Below are 16844 nucleotides of genomic sequence, written 5' to 3'. Positions count from 1 at the left end.
CCATCCGGAGCCCCGCTTTCCCCGCGGGGCATCCCCACGAGGCCGCCATGCACCATCTATATGCACTGCTCGCGCGCATCGCCCTGGCCCTGGTGCTGGGCGGCGAGGCCTGGGCCATGCTGGCCGATGCCGGCGCCCTAGCGGGGCTGGCCGGCCTGGCTGCCGCCTTGGCGCTGCTGGCCGGCGCCTGGACCCGGCCGGCGGCGCTGGCGCTGGCCGTCCTCGTGCTGGCGCCGGCCCTGGGCGTGCCCGCCCCGGGCGAACCGCAACAGGTGATCGAGCTGGCGCGCAGCCTGTTCCTGGGCGGCGGCCTGGTGCTGCTGGCGGCGCACGGCGCCGGCGATTTCAGCTTCGATGCCTGGCGCCGCGCCCGCGCCAGCCAGGCCCATCCTTCCCGCCTGCACCCCGGAGGTGCCCATTGATCACCCTGCGCCCGGCCCGCGAACGCGGCCACGCCAACCACGGTTGGCTGGACTCCTGGCACAGCTTCTCCTTCGCCGGCTATTTCGACCCCGAGCACGTGCACTGGGGCCCGCTGCGGGTGATCAACGAGGACCGGGTCGCCGGCGGCCAGGGCTTCGGCACCCACGGCCACCGCGACATGGAGATCATCAGCTACGTGCTGGAGGGCGCGCTGGCGCATCGCGACTCGATGGGCAACGTCGAGCGCATCCTCCCGGGCGAGGTCCAGTGCATGAGCGCCGGCACCGGGGTCACCCACTCCGAGTTCAACCCGGACCCGGAGCGGACCACCCACTTCCTGCAGATCTGGATCCTGCCCGAGCGCACCGGGATCGCCCCCGGCTACGAGCAGAAGCGCTTCGCCCCGGAGGAGAAGCGTGGCCGCCTGCGCCTGCTGGTGTCCCCGGACGGGGCCGAAGGCTCGCTGCGCATGCACCAGGACGCGCGCCTGTACGCGGGCCTGTTCGACGGCGCCGAGCAGGCGCGGCTGGCCCTGGCCCCCGGGCGGCTGGCCTACGTCCACCTGCTTCGCGGCGCCGCCACCGTCAATGGCCAGCGCCTGGCCGCCGGCGACGCCCTGCGCTACCGCGACGAGGCGGAGGTCCGGATCGAGGCCGGCGAGGGCGCCGAGGTCCTGGTGTTCGACCTGCCACCGCTGCCGTCGGAGTGAGACCGGGGTCGCATCCGGGGAACTCACGGCCCCGTGGCGGAGTCTGGGGCATGCTTCCCGGCTCGTCCAAGTGCCTGTTTTTCCTTGCGATTCGCTGAACGGAATCGTTCCACCACCGCAATGCTGGGGAACCAGTCCCGGCGTTAGCAGTCCAACCCCCCGATTGCTAAGATGCCTGCCATGACCCAGACCATCCGTTCCACCGCGCTCGTCGCCAACAACCTGCCGGTTCCCAGCCCGCTCGGCTCGCTCGACGCCTACATCAGCGCCGTGCACCAGATCCCGGTGCTGAGCGTGGAGCAGGAACAGGCGCTGGCGCGCCGCTACCGCGACCAGAACGACCTGGATGCCGCGCGCGAACTGGTGCATTCGCACCTGCGCTTCGTGGTGCACGTCGCCCGCGGCTACAACGGCTATGGCCTGCAGCTGGGCGACCTGATCCAGGAAGGCAACATCGGCCTGATGAAGGCGGTCAAGCGCTTCGACCCCGACCTGGGCGTGCGCCTGGTCAGCTTCGCCGTGCACTGGATCCGCGCCGAGATCCACGAGTTCATCCTCAAGAACTGGCGCATCGTGAAGGTCGCCACGACCAAGGCCCAGCGCAAGCTGTTCTTCAACCTGCGCAAGGCCAAGACCCGCCTGGGCTGGATGAACGCCGCCGAGGTCAGCGCGGTGGCGAAGGACCTCAACGTCTCCGAGCGCGAGGTGCTGGAGATGGAGGCGCGCCTGTCCGGCCGCGACATCGGCTTCGACGCGCCCGTCGACGAGGACGAGGACCACGCCCTGCCGTCGCCGGCCGCCTACCTGGTGGCGCACGACGAGGATCCCTCGCAGGCCTACGAGCGCGAGGACAGCGAAGGCCACCAGCTGGAACTGCTGCGCGAGGGCCTGGCCAACCTCGACGCGCGTTCGCGCGACATCATCGCCCGCCGCTGGCTGGACGACGAGAACAAGGTGACCCTGCAGGAGCTGGCCGACGAGTACGGCGTGTCCGCCGAGCGCATCCGCCAGATCGAGGCCAACGCCATGAAGAAGATGCGCGCGCTGCTGGCGGCCTGAAGCCGCCAACCAGCGCGCCACGCCGACGGCCCGGGTTTCCCCGGGCCGTTTTGTTTGCGCGGCGCCGGCATGACACCGCCGCCGGCCGCTGCGATGCTTCCCCTGGATCCCGGGACCTGACACGCCGTGAGCCTGCTCCTGCTGCTGTTCGACCTGCTCGGCACCTTCGTGTTCGCCCTCAGCGGCGGCACCCTCGCGGTGCGCTACCGCCTGGACGTGTTCGGCGTGCTGGTGCTGTCCTGCGCCGCGGCGGTGTCCGGCGGCCTGGCGCGCGACGTGTTGATTGGCGCACAGCCACCGGCGGCGCTGGCCGACTGGCGCTACCTGGCCGTGGCGATGCTTGCCGGCGTGGTGACGTTCTACCGCCACCAGGCCATCGAGCGCATGCGCAACCCGGTGCAGGTGTTCGATGGCGCCGGCCTGGCCCTGTTCGCGGTGCTGGGTACCAGCAAGGCACTGGACTACGGGCTCTCGCCATTTGCCGCGACCCTGCTGGGCATGCTCAGCGGCATCGGCGGCGGCGTGGCCCGCGACGTGCTGGTGGCGCGCATCCCGGTGGTGCTCAAGGCCGAGCTGTACGCGGTGGCGGCCCTGGCCGGCGGCGGCGTGGTCGCGCTGGCCGATGTGTTCGACCTGCCGCGTACGCCGGCGATGGCGGTGGGCGCGCTGGTCTGCTTCGGCCTGCGCTACATGGCCATCCGCCACGGCTGGCATCTGCCGGCGGCGCACCTGCCCGACGACCGCGGCTGAGGAGGAACGCTACGGCGGCGGTGGCGCGCCGGGTTCGCCGCCAGGCTCGCGGCCGAGGATGATCCGCGCCGCGCGCTGGTGGCTCCAGTAGGCCCAGGCCCAGTTGAGCAGCACCACCAGGCGGTTGCGGAAGCCGATCAGGAAGAACACGTGCGCGGCCAGCCAGAACCACCAGGCCAGCACGCCCGATAGCCGCAGGCCGTGGATGTCGACTACCGCGGCCATGCGCCCGATCGTGGCCAGGTTGCCGAAGTCGCGGTAGCGGAACGGCCGCGCGGGCACGCCCTGCAGCCGCGCCTGGATCGCGCGGGCGACATGCCGGCCCATCTGCTTGGCCGCCGGCGCCACGCCCGGTACCGGCGAACCGTCGGCCTGTTTCACCGCGGCCAGGTCGCCGGCCACGAAGATCTCCGGATGGCCCGGTACCGACAGGTCCGGCCCGACCGGCACGCGCCCGGCGCGATCCAGCGGCACGCCCAGCGAGCGCGCCAGCGGCGAAGCGGCCACGCCGGCGGCCCAGACGATGGTGCGTGAACGCACGTAGGTGTCGCCCAGCCGGTAGCCGCCGGCGTCGATACCGGTCACCGGCACGCCGGTGCTGACTTCCACGCCCAGCTTCTCCAGCTGGCGCCGCGCCTTCTGCGAAAGCGCCTCGGGGAAAGAGGCGAGCACGCGCGGTCCGGCCTCGATCAGGCGCACGCGCGCGCTGGCCGGATCGATGTTGCGGAACTGGTCGCGCAGGGTATGGCGCGCGATCTCGGCCAGGGTGCCGGCCAGCTCCACCCCGGTCGGCCCTCCGCCGACGATGGCGAATTCCAGCCAGGCCGCGCGCTCGGCCGGATCGTCGCAGGCCTCGGCGCGCTCGAACGCCAGCAGCAGCTTGCGCCGCAGTTCCAGCGCATCGTCCAGCGACTTCAGGCCCGGCGCGTGCCTGGCCCACTGTTCGTTGCCGAAGTAGGCGTGGGTCGCGCCGGTGGCCAGCAGCAGGTAGTCGTATTGCAACCGGGTTCCATCGGCGAGGGCGACGCAGCGCGCCTGCGGATCGATCGCGTTGGCCTCGGCCAGGCGGATCTCCACGTTGCGCTGGCGGCGCAGGATATGGCGCAGCGGCGCGGCGATGTCCGGTGCCGAGAGTCCCGCCGTCGCCACCTGGTACAGCAGCGGCTGGAACAGGTGGTGGTTGCTGCGGTCGACCAGGGTGATGCGCAGCGGCGCCCGGGCCAGCGCGCGGGTGGCCCAGAGCCCGGCGAAGCCGCCTCCGATCACGACCAGATGGGGGCGATCGGGAGGGGCTGCGCTCATGGGGGCTCCGGTGGGGTGGGCCGTCAGGCGGGATCCTGGTCGATGCGCGAATGCCGCCGGGTATCGGGCATCCACAGGTACACCAGCAGCGAGCATGCAATGCAGGCGGTGACGTACCAGTAGAAGCCGCGCTCGATGCCGTGCTGCTTGAACCACAGGGCGATGTATTCGGCGCTGCCGCCGAAGATCGCCACGGTCAGCGCGTAGGGCAGGCCCACGCCCAGGGCGCGGACCTCCACCGGGAACAGCTCGGCCTTCACCACCGCATTGATCGCGGTGTAGCCGCTGACCACCGCCAGCGCCAGCAGTACCAGCCAGAACGCCTCGCCGGCGGTCTGCACCGTCTGCAGGCGGTCGAGGATCGGCACGGTGAGCAGGGTGCCGAGCACGCCGAAGGCGATCAGCACCGGGCGCCGGCCGATGCGGTCGGACAGCGCGCCCACCAGCGGCTGCAGCAGCATGTACACGAACAGCGTGCCGGCGTTGACCCGCGCCGCGCTCTCGCTGGAAAGCCCGGCGCTGTTGACCAGGAACTTGTGCACGTAGGTCGTGTACGTATAGAAGGCCAGGGTGCCGCCCATGGTCAGGCCGACCACGCTCAGCAGCGCACGCGGGTGCCGCAGCAGCAGGCGCAGCGTGCCCTGGCGGCGCTGGTGCGCCGGCGAGCCGTCGGCCTCGCTGCGCACGAACGACTCGGTCTCGAGCATGGTCCGCCGCAGCCATAGCGCCGCCAGCGCGGCCAGGGCACCGATCGCGAACGGGATGCGCCAGCCCCAGGCGCGCAGCTGCTCCGCGTCGAGCAGCTGCTGCAGGGAAAGCAGCACGCCCAGTGCCAGCAGGTGGCCCAGCACCAGGGTCACGTACTGGAAGCTGGACCAGAAGCCGCGGTGCTCGCGGCTGGCCATCTCGCTGAGGTAGGTGGCCGAGGTGCCATACTCGCCGCCGACCGAAAGGCCCTGAAGCAGCCGCGCCAGCACCAGCAGCACCGGCGCGGCGATGCCGATGCTGGCGTAGCCGGGGGTCAGCGCGATCAGCAGCGAGCCGCTGCACATCATCCATACCGAAAGCAGCAGCGCGGCCTTGCGCCCGTGGCGGTCGGCGTAGCGTCCCAGCAGCCAGCCGCCCAGCGGCCGCATCAGGAAGCCGACCGCGAAGATCGCCGCGGTCTTCAGCAGCTGGCTGGTGCGGTCGCCGCCGGGGAAGAACACCTCGGCGAAGTACAGCGAGAACGCCGCGTAGACGTACCAGTCGTACCACTCCACCAGGTTGCCGACCGAGCCGCTGAAGATGCTGCGCAGGCGCCGGGCGGGGGTGAGTTCGCGGGTCGCGGCCATGGGCGGATGATGGCACGGCGGGCGCCGCGTTGGCGGCGTGGCGATCCCCCCTGTGCCAGACTGCCGCCGGTCCACATCGAGGCGCCGCCATGGCCGAACCGGAAAAACGCATTGCCCTGCTGATCGACGCCGACAACGCGCCGGCCTCGAAGATCGACCTGGTCCTGGCCGAGGTGGCGCGCCACGGCGTGGCCAACGTGCGCCGCGCCTACGGCAACTGGAAGAGCCCCAACCTCAAAAGCTGGGAAGCGGTGCTGCACGAGTACGCGATCCGGCCGATCCAGCAGTTCGCCTATTCCAGCGGCAAGAACGCCTCGGACATGGCCATGGTGATCGACGCCATGGACCTGCTGTACGCGCGCAACCTCGACGGCTTCGCCATCGTCTCCAGCGACGCGGACTTCACCCCGCTGGTGATGCGCCTGCTGACCGACGGCATGAAGGTCTACGGCTTCGGCGAGAAGAAGACGCCGTCGCCCTTCGTCAATGCCTGCTCCAAGTTCACCTACGTCGAGGCCCTGGGCACGCCGGCCGCCGACAACGGCCAGGCCAGCTCCACCGCGCCGAAGGACCCGCAGGAACTGCGCAACGACGCGCGCCTGGTGCAGATGCTGCGCAGCGCGGTGGATGCCGGCAGTGGCGACGACGGCTGGACCCGGCTGGACGTGGTCGGCAGCCAGATCGGCAACCAGGCCTCGTTCGACCCGCGCAACTACGGCTACCGCAAGCTCTCGGACCTGGTGAAGGCCACCGGCCTGTTCGAGATGCGCGAGGAGGGCAAGACCCTGTGGGTGCGCGACAAGCCCCGCCGCCGGGCCCCGGCCCGGAAGAAGGCCGGCTGAGCCGGCGCCGCGCTCAGTACAGGTCCACCGGGTCCACGTCCAGCGACCAGCGTGCGCGACGCGCTTCCGGCAGCGCATACAGCGCCGGCAGCGCGGCATCCAGGCAGGCATGCAGGGCGCCGCGCCGCGCCGAGGACACCAGCAGCTGCATGCGGTAATGGCCGGCGCGGCGCGCCATCGGCGCGGTGATCGGACCGTGCAGCTCGACCTCCGGGGCCTTGCCGCCGGCGAACGCGGCGTCCTCCAGCACGTGCCGCGCCGCGCGCAGGAACGCGCTGGCGGCCTCGACCTGGCCGGCCTCGGCGCGCAGCATCGCCAGGTGCGCATAGGGCGGGAACGCCGCGGCCTCGCGCTGGACCAGCTCGGCCGCGGCGAAGGATTCGTAGCCGCCGTTGATCAGCGCGTGCAGCAGCGGATGGTCGGGGTGGTGGGTCTGCCACCACACCTCGCCGGGCTTGCGCGCACGGCCCGCGCGGCCGGCGACCTGCACCAGCAGCTGGGCCAGCTTCTCGCCGCCGCGGAAGTCGGAGGAGAACAGGCCCTCGTCCACGCCGACCACCACCACCCGGGTGAGGTTGGGCAGGTCGTGGCCCTTGGCCAGGATCTGGGTGCCGACCAGGATGCCGGGCTTGTCGCCCAGTTCGGCCAGCAGCTTCTGCAGGCCGTCGCGGCGCGCGGTGGTGCCGCGGTCGATGCGCAGCACCGGCCAGCCGGCGAAGCGTTCGGCCAGCAGCTCCTCCAGGCGCTCGGTGCCCACGCCCTGCGGCTGCAGCGCCAGGCTGGCGCAGTCCGGGCAGGCCAGCGGGCGCGACTGGCGGTGGCCGCAGTGGTGGCAGACCAGGCGCCCGCCGCCGGCGTGCACGGTCATTGGCGTGGACTGCACCTCGGTACTGCAGCGCGGGCAGTGCGCGCTCCAGCCGCAGTCGTGGCACAGCAGCACCGGGGCGTAGCCGCGACGGTTCTTGAATACCAGCACCTGGCCGCCGTCCTTGAGCGCGGCCTCGACCATCTGCAGGGTCTCCGGCGCCAGCCCGGCCTGCAGCGGGCGCTTGCGCACGTCGAGGATGCGCACGGCCGGCGGGCGCGCATCGCCGGCGCGGCGGCGCAGGCGCAGGTAGCCGTAGCGGCCGGCGCAGGCGTTGTGCAGGGTTTCCAGCGAGGGCGTGGCGCTGCCCAGCAGCACCGGCACGTCCAGTGCCTTGCCGCGCACCAGGGCGAAGTCGCGGGCGTGGTAGCGGATACCGTCCTGCTGCTTGTAGCTGCCGTCGTGTTCCTCGTCGACCACGATCAGCCCGGCCTCCGGCAGCGGGGTGAACACCGCCGAGCGGGTGCCGACGATCACCCGCGCCTCGCCGCGCCAGGCCGCCGCCCATACCCGCGCGCGCTCGCCATCGGCCAGGCCCGAGTGCAGCGCGTGCACCGGTACGCCCAGGCGGGCGCGGAAGCGGGCCAGGGTCTGCGGGGTCAGGCCGATTTCCGGGACCAGCACCAGCGCCTGGCGGCCGCGGGCCAGGCATTCGGCGATGGCGTGCAGGTAGACCTCGGTCTTGCCGCTGCCGGTCACGCCTTCCAGCAGCACCGGGCTGAAGCCGCGCGCGGCCCGCAGGGTGGAGATCGCCTCGGCCTGCTCGGGGTTGGGCTCCGGGCCGGGCTGCGGCGCCGGGGCCATGGCGCTGGCCGGTACCGCGACCCGTTCCACCAGGCCGCGCTTGAGCAGCCCGCGCGCGGCCTCGCGCCAGCCGTCGATCTCCAGTGCCAGGCGGTCCTCGTCCACCGGGCCGTCCTGCAGCAGGGCGGCCAGCCGTTGCGGGCGGGTGCCGCGGCGCAGGCCGGCACTGGCGGTGCGCCCGGCCTCGGTCAGCTGCCAGGCCCAGGCATGGGTGTCCGGCAGCGGCTCGCCGCTGCGCAGCGCGCTGGGCAGGGCGGTGGCCAGGACCTCCCCCAGCGGGGCATGGGTGTAGCGCGCCAGCCAGCGCAGGGAGTCCAGTAGCTCGCCCTGCAGCAGCGGCTCGGGGTCGAGCACGGCCAGGGCCTGGCGCAGGCCGTCGCCGACCTCGGCCGGCCCGACCGCGGCCACCACCCCGACCAGCTCGCGCTGGCCGAACGGCACCCGTACCCGCCGGCCCACGTCGCCGGCGCCGGCGACCGTTCCCGCCGGGGGCAGGTAGTCGAACAGGCGCGGCAGGGGTACCGGCAAGGCGACCCGGAGGCAGTCTGCCGTGGGAGCGGGGAGGGACATGGCGGAAGTCTAAGCGGCCGGGCCGGGTCCCGGTTTGCTGCCCTGCGGCGGATTGCTAGCGTTACCCTTCTAAAGGCCACGTAACTCACCGCCCTGACAGGGGAAACGCCGTTATCCACACGAGCTGTGGATAACCTTGTGCATGAGGCTCTGGCTTCACGCCGCAAATGCGGCCAGAACGGGCACTCGCTCAGGTTGGTCAAAAAAACGCCATCTGAAAAAGTGCTTGTAAATCATGGGTTTGGCCGTGGAACAAGGGTGAAGGTTTGCGGTGCGTCATATCGCCTTGACACGCAAGCCTGTGCGCGCTTGCGCTGTGCACAACCGATCTGGCGCAGGCCGCATAAACACTGGGGGGAGCGCCTGATCGGGCATCCGTCAAGGCGCCATGGCGCGGCCGGGGCGCATATCATCGCGGGCCTGTCGACGCTCCACGGGATCAGAATTGCACCCCCACACCGACGTACCGCCGGCGCTGGCCGCCTTTCTCCGGGGCAGCGAACGCCGCGCATGGGTGTTCCTGTGGCTGCAGGGCGGTGACCCGGACGCGGCCGACCACGCCCTGGCCGGTGCCAGCCGCACGTTTAAGGCCGAGGCCGGGCAGTTGCCGATGGCCGAGTGGCCCGCCCGCTTCTGGCGCTTGCTGGCGACCTGCCCGCTGGAAGCCGGCTCCGGCCACTGGCCGGGTGAACTGGAGGTGCTGGCCGGCCCGGCCCCGGCCGACCGCCGCGCCCTGCTGCTGCGCCTGGCCGGCGGCCTGGACGAGGAGCCGGCCGCCGACGCGCTGGGCATCCCGCTGGAGACCTATCGCGAGCGCCTGGCCGCGGCCTGCCCGCGCGATGCCGCCGGCGAGGTGGACGTGGCCGCCTGGCACCGCCTGGCCCAGGCCATCCAGCACGCCGCGCGCGAACTGCCGGAGAGCCGGCTGGAGCGCATCGCCGCCCTGCGCCAGACCGCGCTCGCCGGCGCGGGCAGCCCGGAGGCCCCGGCCGCCGCGTCGCCCGAGCGCCCGGCGCCGCGGCGTGCCCGGCGTCGGTCGCGGTGGTGGCCGGCGCTGCTGCTCGTGCTGCTGGCCCTGCTGGCCGGTGCCGCGCTGTGGTGGTGGCGACAGCCGGGATCGCCGTTGCCGCCGGCCGCGGACGCCGACGGCGGGCCCGCGGTGGATGACCTGCGGGTGCACGATCCCGGCCCGATCCTGGTCGAACCGCTGCCGGATCCCGGGCCGCCGGCGGTGCCGGCCGAGCCGATGCCGCGGCCGCTGGAGGAACTGCCGGCCGACCCGGTGGTCGCGGACCTGGCGCTGCTGGCCTGGTATGCCGCCGGTGCGCCGGAGTCGCGGATCGAGCGCGAGGAGGACGGGCTGGCGCCGGTGCAGGCGCCGACCGCGCCGGAAGGCGGGCCGCCGCCGCAGCAGGCCTGGGCCGGGCTGCCGGCGCACGAGCAGGCGCGGCTGCGCGAGGCCGGCGCGCGCTTCCTGTCCCTGCCGCCGGACGAGCAGCAGCGGCTGCGGCAACGCTTCGCCGCGCTGGACGGCATGGAACGCCGCGGCTGGCTGTTCGGCCCGGAGCTGGGCAACGACTGGCCGCGGCTGCAGCCGTGGCTGGGCTACGTGCCGGAGGAGGAACGCGTGCGGCTGCTGCAGGTCCTGCGCGGCATGGACGGGGCGCAGCGCGCGCAGCTGGCCGAGGTGCTGCGGCGGCAGTCCCCGGCCGGCCGGATCGAGCTGCGCCGCGAGTTGCTGGCGTTGCCGCCGGCGCGGAGCGGCTCCTGGCTGGAGGAGGCGGCGCGGCGCTGAGCGCTACAGCCGCACCAGGCTCAGCAGCAGCACCACGACCGCCGCCAACAGCATCATCACCGAGTAGACCGTGCCGATCGCGCCGAAGCGCAGCAGGGTCGCCACCCAGCCGTCGCCGTAGACCCGCTTCTGCATCAGCAGCAGGTAGGTCGGCATCCACAGCCACAGCGCCAGCGCGACCATGCCCATGCCGGCGGCCACCAGCGGCACGAAGGTGCTGGTCCAGTCCGCCAGCAGCGACAGCAGCATCTCCCCGAGCAGGGCCAGGCACAGGAAGGCGTGGCTGTAGAGCGCCACCACCAGGTGCTCCAGGTACACCCGGCCGCTGCCGAGGTAGGCCAGCTTCAGCAGCAGCGCGAACACCGGTACCAGCAGGAACAGCGCGGTGGGCACGCTGCCGAGGAAGGCGTTGGTCAGCAGGTCCGGATCATCCTGCAGGCGCTCGGCGTTGCGCGCCATGCGCGCGCCGATCCGCTCGATCCAGGTGCTTGGCTCGCGCCGGGTTTCGGCCTGCGGCGTGGCCTGGGCCGGGCGCGGCGCGGGCGTGCCGCCGAGCGCCCGCACCCGCGCGTCGGCCTGCGCGTGCAGCCCGGCGATGGTGCGGTCCATGCCGACCCGCGCCGGCTCCAGGTAGGGCGGCAGCGCCTCGCGCGCCTCCTCCAGGTCGGCCACGCGCTGGCTGCGGATGCGCTCGACTTCCTCCACCGTGGTGGCTTCCTCCAGCGAGCGGTCGATCGCCTCCACCGACAGGTTCGGGCCCTGGCCGTCCGGCTCGTCGCCCAGGTGGATCACCAGGCGGCCGACGAAGAAGGTCAGCACGCACAGCACCACGAACAGCCGCATCGGCGCCACGTAGGGCGCGCGCCGGCCCTGCAGGTAGTCCAGCGCCAGGCGCCCGGGCACCAGCAGCCGGCGCAGGGTCAGGAAAATGCGCCCGTCCAGGTGCCAGAACGATTCGAACACCTCCTCCACGGCATGGGCGAAGCTGCGCACCGGGTTGTGCGCGTGCTGGCCGCAGTGGTGGCAGTACTCGCCGTGGAGCTCGGTGGAACAGTTGGCGCAGGCGCGCGGATGGCCTTCGTGCACGGCGTGGTGGCGTGGCGTGGGGAGGGGTAACATAGCCAGCCCGCGGAGCCCGGTGCCAGTGCCCCCGGCACGACCGCAGCTTCCCCGCCGATCCCCCATGTCCGCATCCTCCCCGCCGGGGCGCCGCCTCGGCCCGGAGCTGCTCGCCACGATCACGCTCGCCCTGCCGCTGGTGCTGGGGCACGTGTCCACCGGCCTGATCAGCTTCGTCGACAACGTCATCGCCGGACGCCACGGCACCCTGACCCTGGCCTCGGTGACGGTCGGGACCGCCCTGCTGTGGCTGCCGATGATGGTGCCGATCGGGACCCTGATCGCGCTCACCGCCTCGGTCTCGCAGCTGGACGGCAGCGGCCGCCGCGACGCGATCGCGCCGCTGTTCCGCCAGGCGCTGTGGCTGGGCGCGGGCCTGGGACTGCTGATGTTCGCGTTCCTGAGCCTGGCGCCGCTGGCGCTGGCCGCGTTCGGCATCGCCCCGGAAATCGTGCCCGGCGCCACCGCCTTCGCCCATGCCATCCGCTGGGGCGTGCCGGCGCTGATCCTGTTCTTCTGCATGCGCTACCTCAGCGAGGGCCTGCACTGGACCCTGCCGACCATGGTCCTGGGCTTCGCCGGGCTGGGCGTGCTGGCGCCGCTGGGCTACGTGCTGACCTTCGGCCTCGGCCCGCTGCCGGAGATGGGGCCGGCCGGCCTGGGAGCGGCCTCGGCGGTGGTGATGTGGCTGCAGGCGCTGTGCTTTGCCGGTTACCTGGCGCGCTCGCGCCGGTTCGCGCCGCTGGGGCTGTTCGCGCGCTTCGATCCGCCGCGCTGGGCCGACATCCGCGGCCTGCTCGCCACCGGCCTGCCGATCGGCGTGACCGTGCTGATGGAAGGTGGCCTGTTCATCGCCACCGCGCTGCTGATCGCGCGCCTGGGCGAGGTGCCGGCGGCCGCGCACCAGATCGCGATCAACGTCTCGGCGCTGTGCTTCATGGTGCCGATGGGCCTGGCCGAGGCGACCACGGTGCGGGTGGGGCGCGCGCTGGGTGCCGGCGACCCGATGGGCGTGCGCCGCGCCGCGCGTGCCGGATACACCATCGTCCTGGCCACCCAGGCCTGCTCGGCGCTGGTGATGCTGCTGGGGCACGACGCGATCGTCGCCATCTACACCCGCGACGCGGCGGTGGCCGCCACCGCCTCGGTGCTGCTGCTGTACGCGGCCACCTTCCAGTTCCCGGACGGCGTGCAGGTGATGTCCGCCGGCGCCCTGCGCGGGCTGCGCGACACCCGCGTGCCGATGTTCCTTGCAATGGTCTCGTACTGGGGCATCGGCATGCCGCTGGGCGCCTGGCTGGGCCTGGGCCTGGGCCGCGGCCCGCAGGGCATGTGGACCGGCCTGATCCTGGGCCTGACCGCCGCCGCGGTGCTGATGGGCTGGCGCCTGCACCACAGCCTGCGCCGCCTGCCGCCGCCGGTGGCCGCGCCCTCCGGCACGGTTACTTCAGGCGCATGAATACCCCCGGCGGCACCGTTATGCTGTCCCCTAATCGCCACCGGACCGACGTCCCCTGCCGGAGCTCCCGATGATCCCACCCCCGCTGCCCCGCCCCCGCAACCCGATCGCCACGTTCTTCGTGGGGCTGTGGGACGTGATGAACTTCGTCCGGCGGCTGGTCCTCAACCTGCTGTTCTTCGGGCTGCTGTTCCTGTTCCTGCTGGTCTTCGTGGTCGCGGTGGGCCGCGGTGGCGGCGGCGCACAGCCGATGCAGGAGCGGACCACCCTGGTGCTGGCGCCGCAGGGGCGGTTGGTGGAGCAGTACACCACCGACCCGGTGAGCCGCGCGCTGGGCCGGGCCCTGGGCGGCCAGGACGCCGGCGAGGTGCAGCTGCGCGACCTGCTGCGGGCGATCGAGGCCGCGCGCGGGGACGACAAGATCGAGCGCGTGCTGCTGCGCCTGGACGGCCTGCAGCCGTCCGGCTACGCCTCGTTGCGCGAACTGGCCGCGGCGCTGGCCAGCCTGCGCGAGTCGGGCAAGCAGGTGGTGGCGTTCTCCGAGAACCTGGGCCAGGGCCAGTACCTGCTGGCGGCGCAGGCCGACGAGGTCTACCTGGACCCGATGGGCAGCCTGCTGCTGCAGGGCATCGGCCGCTACCGCCAGTACTTCCGCCAGGGCCTGCAGGACAAGCTGGGCGTGGACGTGCACCTGTTCCGCGTGGGCGAGTACAAGTCCGCGGCCGAGCCCTACGTCCTCGATGCCGCCTCGGCCGAGTCCAAGGAAGCGGACCTGTTCTGGATGAACGACATCTGGGGCCGCTACCTGGATGACGTGGCCGCGGCGCGCAAGCTCGACCGGGCCGAGCTGGCCGCGCAGATCGACCAGCTGGCCGCGGGCATCGAGGCGGCCGGTGGCGACGTCGCCCGCCACGCGCTGGAACTGAAGCTGGTCGACGGGTTGAAGACCCGCCAGGAAGTGCTGGACCTGCTGGCCGAGCGCGGCGTGGCCGACGAGGACGAGGACCTGGGCTTCCGCAACATCGGCCTGGGCGCCTACCTGCAGCACCTGGACCGCAAGGCCCTGCCGCTGGACAAGCGCCCGCAGGTGGCGGTGGTGGTGGCCGAGGGCGAAATCATCGGCGGCGACCAGCCGGCCGGCCGCATCGGCGGCGAATCCACTGCCGCGCTGCTGCGCCAGGCGCGCGAGGACGACGACGTCAAGGCCGTGGTCCTGCGGGTGGATTCGCCCGGTGGCGAGGTGTTCGCCTCCGAGCAGATCCGGCGCGAGGTCGCGCTGCTGAAGCAGGCCGGCAAGCCGGTGGTGGTGTCGATGGGCGACCTGGCCGCCTCCGGCGGCTACTGGATCAGCATGGACGCCGACCGCATCTACGCCGACCCGTCCACGATCACCGGCTCGATCGGCATCTTCGGCCTGGTGCCCAACTTCACCCGCACGCTGGACAAGATCGGCGTGCACACCGACGGCGTCGGCACCACCCGCTACGCCGGCGCGTTCGACGTCACCCGCCCGCTGGACCCGGACGTGGCGCGGGTGATCCAGGCGGTGATCGACAAGGGCTACGCCGACTTCATCGGCAAGGTCGCCGAGGCGCGCCAGCGCAAGGTCGAGGAAATCGATGCGGTGGCCCGCGGCCGGGTGTGGAGCGGCGCCCAGGCGCTGGAGCGCGGCCTGGTCGACGCGATGGGCGGGCTGTCGGACGCGGTCGCCGACGCCGCCACCCGCGCCGGGCTGGAGGATGGCAAGTTCCGCCTGCGCTACGTGGAGAAGGATCCCTCGCCGCTGGCGCAGTTCATGGCCGGCCTGGCCGGCAGCCGCCTGGCGGCCGCGCTGCTGGACGACAGCGCGCTGGCGCGCGCGCTGCTGGCGCGCACCATGCCGGAGGCCGAGGCGCAGCTGCGCTTCGTCGAGGAAGCCATGCGCGACCGCGACGGCGCGCCGGTGAAGTCGCTGGCCTACTGCTTCTGCGGCCTGTAGCCCGGCGGGCCGCGGCCGGCGTCAGTCGTCGGCCGTGGCCGCCGCGGCGGCGGCATCGCGCCGGGCCGCGGCGTCCTGCAAGGCCTGGTCGGCCGCGCGCGCTTCCTGCGGCGGGGCCTGCATCGCATCGCGCAGGGCGGTGGCCCGCGGCTCGGGCGGCCGCTCGGGCTGCGGCGGTTCGGGCCGGCACGCGGCCAGTCCCAGCAGGACGACGGCTGCGGCCAGGCGGCTCGGTTGGCTTCGCATTGTTCGCTCCCGGTGGCAGGGACCGCAGGCTATCCTAGCGCCCATGAGCACGAACCGCTGGCGACTGGATGGACAGCTGGCCCTGGTGACCGGCGCGAGCGCCGGCATCGGCCTGGCGATCGCGCACGAGCTGGCCGCGCTGGGCGCGGACCTGCTGCTGGTGGCGCGCAACGAGGATCCGCTGCAGGACGCCTGCGAGGAGCTGGAGGAGCTGTACCCGCAGCAGTCCTTCCATGGCATGGCCGCGGACGTGGCCGACGACGAGGACCGCCAGGCGATCCTGGACTGGGCCGAGGACCACGGCGACGGCCTGCACGTCCTGGTGAACAACGCCGGCGGCAACGTCACCCGCCCGGCGGTGGACTACACCGAGGACGAGTGGCGCGCGATCTTCGAGACCAACCTGTTCTCGGCCTTCGAGCTGTCGCGCTACGCGCACCCGCTGCTGGCGCGCCACGCCGCCTCGTGCATCGTCAACGTCGGCAGCGTGTCCGGCCTGACCCACGTGCGTTCCGGCGTGGTCTACGGCATGACCAAGGCGGCCATGCACCAGATGACCCGCAACCTGGCCTGCGAATGGGCCGCCGATGGCATCCGGGTCAACGCGGTGGCGCCGTGGTACATCCGCACCCGGCGCACCTCCGGCCCGCTCTCGGACCCGGACTACTACGACCAGGTGCTGGAACGCACCCCGATGCGGCGCATCGGCGAGCCGGAGGAAGTGGCCGCGGCGGTCGCGTTCCTGTGCCTGCCGGCGTCCTCGTACGTCACCGGCGAGTGCATCGCGGTGGACGGCGGCTTCCTGCGCTACGGGTTCTGAGGCGGCGCGCGCTCAGGTGCGCAGGCTGCGCTCGGGCACCTCGATTTCCATCGCCAGCGCCAGGTGGTCGGAGAAGGCCGCCGGCAGCGCCTGTGCCCCGGCGCAGCGCAGTTCGCCGCTGACCAGGATGTGGTCGATCGCGCGCTGCGGCTTCCAGCTGGGGAAGGTCGGCACGATGCACTCCGGCGGGCGCAGGCTGGTGTTGCGGTAGAGCACTTCCATCTCCGGCACGTCGGGCAGGCAGTTGAAGTCGCCCATCAGCACCGCGTTGGGATGGTCCTGCAGCAGTTCGGCGATGAACGACAGCTGCGCCAAGCGCGACCTGGCGCCGAGGGACAGGTGCGCCACCGCCACGGTCAGGCCCTCGCGGCCGTCGCCGAAGTGGCCCAGCAGCACGCCGCGGCCGCGGATCCGGCCGGGCAGCGGGTAGTCGCTGATGCGCACCGGCTCGAGCTTGCTCAGCAGGCCGTTGGCGCTGGAGGCCACGCCGCCGACGCTGCGGTTGGGCTGGTGGGTCCAGTAGTGGAAGCCGGCGCGCTGGGCCAGGTAGTGGGTCTGGTTGGTGAAGCCCGAACGCAGGCTGCCCGGGTCGGCCTCCTGCAGGCCGACGATGTCGTGCTCCGCGGCCAGTTTGGCGATCGCATCCAGGCTGGTGCGCTTGCGCCCGGCCGGCAGCGCGTGCGACCAGCTGCGGGTCACGTAGTCGCTGTAGCGGCGGGTGCTGGAGCCGGCCTGGATGTTGGCCGACAGCACCCGCAGCCGGCGCGTG

The 16844-nt window shown here is 72.8% G+C and carries 15 protein-coding genes; 9 read left to right on the top strand and 6 right to left on the bottom strand.

Features of this window, described 5'->3' with window-relative positions; all coding sequences use genetic code 11:
* The first annotated feature begins 47 nt into the window (after window positions 1-47).
* From EIM47_RS14960 to EIM47_RS14945, 4 genes are all read left to right on the top strand, one after another.
* A complete protein-coding gene (locus EIM47_RS14960) occupies window positions 48-422 on the top strand; it encodes a hypothetical protein (protein WP_019397305.1) in 375 nt (124 codons plus the stop codon).
* Entirely contained in the window at window positions 419-1132 is a 714-nt protein-coding gene (locus tag EIM47_RS14955) for a pirin family protein (RefSeq protein ID WP_125077358.1), read from the top strand. The genes EIM47_RS14960 and EIM47_RS14955 overlap by 4 nt, the downstream gene beginning before the upstream one ends.
* 180 nt (window positions 1133-1312) lie before the next feature.
* Window positions 1313-2191 (top strand): RNA polymerase sigma factor RpoH, encoded by an 879-nt coding sequence (gene rpoH, locus EIM47_RS14950; RefSeq protein WP_019397303.1) that lies wholly within the window; start codon window positions 1313-1315, stop codon window positions 2189-2191.
* Window positions 2192-2317: 126 nt separating this feature from the next.
* Complete coding sequence (locus tag EIM47_RS14945; protein ID WP_019397302.1) at window positions 2318-2941, top strand: trimeric intracellular cation channel family protein; 624 nt, start codon at window positions 2318-2320, stop codon at window positions 2939-2941.
* 9 nt (window positions 2942-2950) lie between these two features.
* On the opposite strand, the gene EIM47_RS14940 is transcribed toward EIM47_RS14945, so the two are convergent.
* Together EIM47_RS14940 and EIM47_RS14935 are read right to left on the bottom strand one after the other, a co-directional pair.
* On the bottom strand, window positions 2951-4243 hold the full coding sequence (locus tag EIM47_RS14940) for an NAD(P)/FAD-dependent oxidoreductase (protein ID WP_026010226.1): 1293 nt from the start codon (window positions 4241-4243) through the stop codon (window positions 2951-2953).
* Between the two features lie 23 nt (window positions 4244-4266).
* Window positions 4267-5577: an MFS transporter gene (locus EIM47_RS14935; protein ID WP_019397300.1), complete on the bottom strand. Its 1311-nt coding sequence runs from the start codon at window positions 5575-5577 to the stop codon at window positions 4267-4269.
* A gap of 89 nt (window positions 5578-5666) precedes the next feature.
* On the opposite strand from EIM47_RS14935, the gene EIM47_RS14930 reads away from it, so the two are divergent.
* Entirely contained in the window at window positions 5667-6419 is a 753-nt protein-coding gene (locus EIM47_RS14930; protein WP_125077357.1) for an NYN domain-containing protein, read from the top strand.
* Window positions 6420-6432: 13 nt separating this feature from the next.
* Here the strand turns inward: EIM47_RS14930 and EIM47_RS14925 are convergent, their stop codons facing one another.
* Window positions 6433-8658: a primosomal protein N' gene (locus tag EIM47_RS14925; RefSeq protein WP_026010225.1), complete on the bottom strand. Its 2226-nt coding sequence runs from the start codon at window positions 8656-8658 to the stop codon at window positions 6433-6435.
* Between the two features lie 445 nt (window positions 8659-9103).
* On the opposite strand from EIM47_RS14925, the gene EIM47_RS16035 reads away from it, so the two are divergent.
* Window positions 9104-10453 (top strand): hypothetical protein, encoded by a 1350-nt coding sequence (locus EIM47_RS16035; protein WP_240626254.1) that lies wholly within the window; start codon window positions 9104-9106, stop codon window positions 10451-10453.
* Window positions 10454-10456: 3 nt separating this feature from the next.
* On the opposite strand, the gene EIM47_RS16130 is transcribed toward EIM47_RS16035, so the two are convergent.
* Window positions 10457-11572 (bottom strand): DUF3667 domain-containing protein, encoded by a 1116-nt coding sequence (locus EIM47_RS16130; RefSeq protein ID WP_261793090.1) that lies wholly within the window; start codon window positions 11570-11572, stop codon window positions 10457-10459.
* 64 nt (window positions 11573-11636) lie between these two features.
* Between EIM47_RS16130 and EIM47_RS14910 the strand changes: the two genes are divergently transcribed.
* Together EIM47_RS14910 and sppA are read left to right on the top strand one after the other, a co-directional pair.
* Window positions 11637-13031 carry an MATE family efflux transporter gene (locus EIM47_RS14910; protein ID WP_028915171.1) on the top strand — a complete coding sequence of 465 codons (1395 nt, stop codon included), beginning with the start codon at window positions 11637-11639 and terminating at the stop codon, window positions 13029-13031.
* Between the two features lie 70 nt (window positions 13032-13101).
* Complete coding sequence (gene sppA / locus EIM47_RS14905; RefSeq protein WP_028915170.1) at window positions 13102-15009, top strand: signal peptide peptidase SppA; 1908 nt, start codon at window positions 13102-13104, stop codon at window positions 15007-15009.
* Window positions 15010-15030: 21 nt separating this feature from the next.
* Here the strand turns inward: sppA and EIM47_RS14900 are convergent, their stop codons facing one another.
* Entirely contained in the window at window positions 15031-15255 is a 225-nt protein-coding gene (locus EIM47_RS14900) for a hypothetical protein (protein WP_125077356.1), read from the bottom strand.
* A gap of 43 nt (window positions 15256-15298) precedes the next feature.
* Here EIM47_RS14900 and EIM47_RS14895 point away from each other — a divergent pair, with 43 nt between their 5' ends.
* On the top strand, window positions 15299-16075 hold the full coding sequence (locus EIM47_RS14895; protein ID WP_125077355.1) for an SDR family oxidoreductase: 777 nt from the start codon (window positions 15299-15301) through the stop codon (window positions 16073-16075).
* A 12-nt stretch (window positions 16076-16087) separates the two neighbouring features.
* Here EIM47_RS14895 and EIM47_RS14890 read toward each other — a convergent pair whose 3' ends face one another.
* Window positions 16088-16828, bottom strand: a complete 741-nt coding sequence (locus EIM47_RS14890; protein ID WP_026010609.1) for an endonuclease/exonuclease/phosphatase family protein — start codon at window positions 16826-16828, stop codon at window positions 16088-16090.
* Window positions 16829-16844: the final 16 nt, after the last annotated feature.

It is taken from the genome of Pseudoxanthomonas sp. SGT-18 (genome assembly GCF_003931645.1).
GTDB lineage: Bacteria > Pseudomonadota > Gammaproteobacteria > Xanthomonadales > Xanthomonadaceae > Pseudoxanthomonas.
This window is presented reverse-complemented; position numbering and strand designations above follow the sequence as displayed.

Excerpts from the sequence above, each read along its gene's own strand:
- EIM47_RS14960 (WP_019397305.1), top strand. The coding sequence starts at position 48 with ATGCACCATCTATATGCACTGCTCGCGCGCATCGCCCTGGCCCTGGTG.
- rpoH (WP_019397303.1), top strand. The coding sequence starts at position 1,313 with ATGACCCAGACCATCCGTTCCACCGCGCTCGTCGCCAACAACCTGCCG.
- EIM47_RS14940 (WP_026010226.1), bottom strand. The coding sequence starts at position 4,243 with ATGAGCGCAGCCCCTCCCGATCGCCCCCATCTGGTCGTGATCGGAGGC.
- EIM47_RS14935 (WP_019397300.1), bottom strand. The coding sequence starts at position 5,577 with ATGGCCGCGACCCGCGAACTCACCCCCGCCCGGCGCCTGCGCAGCATC.
- EIM47_RS14930 (WP_125077357.1), top strand. The coding sequence starts at position 5,667 with ATGGCCGAACCGGAAAAACGCATTGCCCTGCTGATCGACGCCGACAAC.
- EIM47_RS14925 (WP_026010225.1), bottom strand. The coding sequence starts at position 8,658 with ATGTCCCTCCCCGCTCCCACGGCAGACTGCCTCCGGGTCGCCTTGCCG.
- EIM47_RS16130 (WP_261793090.1), bottom strand. The coding sequence starts at position 11,572 with ATGTTACCCCTCCCCACGCCACGCCACCACGCCGTGCACGAAGGCCAT.
- EIM47_RS14910 (WP_028915171.1), top strand. The coding sequence starts at position 11,637 with ATGTCCGCATCCTCCCCGCCGGGGCGCCGCCTCGGCCCGGAGCTGCTC.
- sppA (WP_028915170.1), top strand. The coding sequence starts at position 13,102 with ATGATCCCACCCCCGCTGCCCCGCCCCCGCAACCCGATCGCCACGTTC.
- EIM47_RS14900 (WP_125077356.1), bottom strand. The coding sequence starts at position 15,255 with ATGCGAAGCCAACCGAGCCGCCTGGCCGCAGCCGTCGTCCTGCTGGGA.
- EIM47_RS14895 (WP_125077355.1), top strand. The coding sequence starts at position 15,299 with ATGAGCACGAACCGCTGGCGACTGGATGGACAGCTGGCCCTGGTGACC.